The organism is Mesorhizobium sp. M1E.F.Ca.ET.063.01.1.1 (assembly GCF_003998155.1).
GTDB lineage: Bacteria > Pseudomonadota > Alphaproteobacteria > Rhizobiales > Rhizobiaceae > Mesorhizobium.
The window spans coordinates 1-3,555 of sequence record NZ_RZSC01000612.1; the positions used below are offsets into that span (position 1 = coordinate 1).

The 3,555-nt window shown below is 65.0% G+C and carries 3 protein-coding genes and 1 pseudogene; 1 reads left to right on the top strand and 3 read right to left on the bottom strand.

Annotated elements, in window-relative coordinates; all coding sequences use genetic code 11:
- Positions 1 to 138: pseudogene (locus tag EOA29_RS43355) on the top strand (glutamine cyclotransferase); the annotation flags it as partial.
- A gap of 31 nt (positions 139 to 169) precedes the next feature.
- On the opposite strand, the gene EOA29_RS29135 reads toward EOA29_RS43355, so the two are convergent.
- The 3 genes from EOA29_RS29135 to EOA29_RS29145 all read right to left on the bottom strand — a co-directional run bounded on the left by EOA29_RS29135 (position 170) and on the right by EOA29_RS29145 (position 3,347).
- Positions 170 to 1,258, bottom strand: coding sequence for an acyltransferase family protein (locus EOA29_RS29135; protein WP_126094370.1), 1,089 nt, complete (start codon positions 1,256 to 1,258; stop codon positions 170 to 172).
- A 128-nt stretch (positions 1,259 to 1,386) separates the two neighbouring features.
- A complete protein-coding gene (locus EOA29_RS29140) occupies positions 1,387 to 2,619 on the bottom strand; it encodes an MFS transporter (protein WP_245464699.1) in 1,233 nt (410 codons plus the stop codon).
- Positions 2,616 to 3,347, bottom strand: a complete 732-nt coding sequence (locus EOA29_RS29145) for an MBL fold metallo-hydrolase (RefSeq protein ID WP_126094369.1) — start codon at positions 3,345 to 3,347, stop codon at positions 2,616 to 2,618. The genes EOA29_RS29140 and EOA29_RS29145 overlap by 4 nt, the downstream gene beginning before the upstream one ends.
- Positions 3,348 to 3,555: the final 208 nt, after the last annotated feature.

Below are 3,555 nucleotides of genomic sequence, written 5' to 3' on the forward strand. Positions count from 1 at the left end.
GTGCTGCAGGAGGTAGCGATGCCCTCCGGTGTGTCTGGACTGGAATCCGATGGTGGCGGCTGCTTCTTCTGCGGCGGCGGCAGCAGCGGCAAGATCAAGGCCGTGCGCCGTCCCGGACACGCTGGCAAGCAACCGTAGCCGGCGGCTGACCGAGACGAAACAGGCGGCCTCAGGCCGCCTCGCGCGCCGGCTGGGCAACGCCCTTGTTTGAGACCTGGCCGGCATTCGGCCTGTCGATATGCGCCCAGGCCGGCCGCTCGAACAGGAAGTTTCCGAAGCCGGTGCGCTTGATGATGAAGTAGAGCACTACCGGGCTGATGACCGAGACGAGCAGCACCGCGAGGCTGAGCATTCCGGTGTCGGTCAGAAGGCCGCTGGCGAGCGCCAGACCGCGGAAGATCGACATTGGGATGGTGAAGGCGACATAGACGACCAGCGAATGCTCCCCGAGCCAGCGCAGCCATTCCATCGAAGCGAATTTCGACAGGAAGCCACCCAGCACGCAAAGCGCCACCGCGCCCGCGACGGCCAGCGCAAGATGCAGCGGCGGCCATGCCGCAAGACCCATCTGCATGCCGACCGGCTGAACGGCATAACCCGGCGAATAGACGAGCAGGCCGTTGACGGTCGCCCACACGACCAATCCGGCGACGGCGATCGCCGGACGGGCTTGCGTCCACGCAACGAGCCGGAACACCAGCGGCGCCATGACGAAGCCGAGATAGAAGAACACGAAATAAGCCGCGAACTGCTCGAAGACATAGCTATCTGGACGCGGCGCCCACATCTGCAGCGCGGCAGCAGCCAAGATGACGATCCAGTGCGGCACGTGAAGCTCGCGCAGGACGCGCGCGACGATGCCGAACACCGCCAGCATGTAGATGAACCACAGCACGCCATAGGGTTGGACGACGGCCATCGCGAGGTCGTGCAGCATGCCGGCTGGATCGCGGCTGAAGATGCCGATCTTCAGCCCGATCGAGATGATCGCCCACAGCACGTAGAAATAGAGGTAATGCACGACGCGCCGGTCGATATAGCGCCGCCATGGCCGGTCGATCACCTGCGACAGGAAAAGGCCTGAGATCAGAAAGAATTCCGGCATGCGGAAAGGCGTCGCAAAGCCGATGGCGTAATGGAGGAAGCCGACGCCGCCGGTGTATTCACCGGTGTTGTAGGCGGAATACATCATCACCACCAGGATGATCGAAAGACCTTTTGCCGTGTCCACCCACGGCATGCGCATCGGGCTGCTCATGAACGAACTCGAGGAAAATTCACCTGCGCCATAGTATCGGACGGGCCGAACTCTAGCAGCACGAAGCTTCGGATATCGTAAACGCGGAATTTTACGCAGTGGTGTTATCCGTCGCCTTGCGATTGGGGTTAACGCGCCGTCTCACGCATCGCCACCGCCACGATCGCGCCGGACAGGAAGGTCAGCGCCGCGATTGCTGCGATCGCAACAGCGAAGCCGAAGAAGTCGGCGATCAGGCCCGCCGACAGCGCCCCGATCGCATAGCCGAGGTCGCGCCAGAAACGGTAGACGCTGAGCGAGCGCGCCCGCCAGGAGGGATGCGAGGCGTCCGACACCGCAGCGATCAGGCTGGGATAGACCATCGCCGTGCCGAGGCCGAGAAGGAGGCTCGCCAGCAGCCACCAGCCGAAATCGCGCGTCATGGCGGTGGTGAGAAGTCCCGCCGCCTGCACCCACATGCCGGCGACGATCAGGCCCTTGCGGCCCCACTGATCGCTGAGCGGCCCGGTCGCGACCTGGAACACGCCCCAGACGGCAGGATAGACCGCCTTGAGGATGCCGATCCGCTCGACGCCGAGCCCATTGGCGACGAAGAAGAGCGGAAAGAGCCCCCAGCTCATGCCGTCGTTGAGATTGTTGACGAGGCCCGCCTGCGAGGCCGCGAACAGGTTGCGGTCGCGAAAGGAGGTCAGCAAGAAGATCTCTCGGAAGCCGAGCGGGGAAGCAGCTTTGGGATGGTTGGCCAATTCCAGCCGCACATGCTCGCGCGTGTCGCGCACCAGAAGGATCGACAGCGCGGCGCCCAGGATCGCGTAGCCGACGCCGAGATAGATCGGCACCGGGCGCAGCCCGTAGCGGCTTGCCAGATAGCCGGTGAGAAAAGCGGTGATGCCGACGGCGAGATAGCCGGCGAACTCGTTGAGGCCGACGGCGAGCCCGCGCGATTTCGGCCCGACCAGATCGACCTTCATGATCACCGTCATCGACCAGGCAAGCCCCTGGTTGATGCCGAGCAGCGCGTTGGCGGCGACGATCCAGCCCCAGCTCGGCGCCGCGATGATTATGAAAGGCACCGGCAGGCCGAACAGCCAGCCGAGGACGAGCACCCGCTTGCGGCCCCATGTGTCGGCAAGCTGTCCGGAGACGAGATTGGCGCAGGCCTTGACCACGCCGAAGCTGACGATGAAGGAGGTGACGAGCGTGGTGGAAGCGACGCCGAATTCCTCCGCGCCGATCAGCGGCACGACGGTCCGCTCGATGCCGACCATGCCGCCGACGAAGGCGTTGATCAGCACCAGCAACGCGAATTGCTTCCAGTTGGCCTTGAGGCCGAGCGCGACGCCGGATGCGACTGCGCTCAAGATTGCGCTCCGGCGTTCGCGGCCCGGGTTTTGGCGGCGTTCGGCGGCGGGGGAGGGATGTCGGAGGTCATGGCGGCGACGAACTGGTCCTCGTCCTCGATGCGGAAGGCCTTGTTGAAGCGCCGTTCGAAGCCGATCGTCGATGTCGGCTTGCCGCTCAGCGATCGCCCGCACACCGACCCGGAATAGGCGCCCGGCAGCACCTCGATATGGTCGGGCAGTTCCTTCAGCCGTCGTACGCTGGCATAGAGCGCCCGGGCGCCGTCCTCGGCACTCGAGGCAAGCTCGGTGCGGCCGAGATCGCCGACCATCAGCGTGTGGCCGGTGAGCACGAACCAGGGTTCGGTCGACCGGGTCCGGTCGGTGACAAGGAGGCTGAGGTGCTCCGGCGTGTGGCCCGGCGTATGCATCACGGTCGCCGTCACATTGCCGAGCTCCAGCACCTCGCCGTCCTTCACCCGCCGGAACGGGAAGCCCGCCTCGGCGCCTTCGAACAGCACGTATTCGGCGCCGGTCGCCTCGGCCAGCGCTCGCCCGGCCGAGATATGGTCGGCGTGGATATGCGTGTCGACGACGTAGAGGATGCGCATGCCGGTCGCGCGCGCGGCCTCGACATAGGGCGCGATGTCGCCGACCGGGTCGACGACCGCCGCGGAAGCCTTGCCGCCGCAGCCGAACAGGTAGGAAGCGGCAACCGGGTCGGTATGCAGGAACTGCCTGAGAATCATCGCTTTTCCTCCGCGCCGTGCGCCAACCCGTGCGAGCAGCCCGGCTTGACAGCAATGGTCGAAACCGTCATTCAATTATTCTATTGAATGACGGTAGAAAGGCCGATGTCAATCCGCAATCCGAAACAGGCGCTCTACGAGCAGTTCGCGGTCGTCGCCAAGGCGCTCGGCCATCCGCTGCGCCTGGAAATGATCGAGCATCTGGCGC

Bases quoted from the DNA above. Each gene is read 5' to 3' on its own strand.
- EOA29_RS29135 (WP_126094370.1), bottom strand. From the start codon at position 1,258: ATGAGCAGCCCGATGCGCATGCCGTGGGTGGACACGGCAAAAGGTCTT.
- EOA29_RS29145 (WP_126094369.1), bottom strand. From the start codon at position 3,347: ATGATTCTCAGGCAGTTCCTGCATACCGACCCGGTTGCCGCTTCCTAC.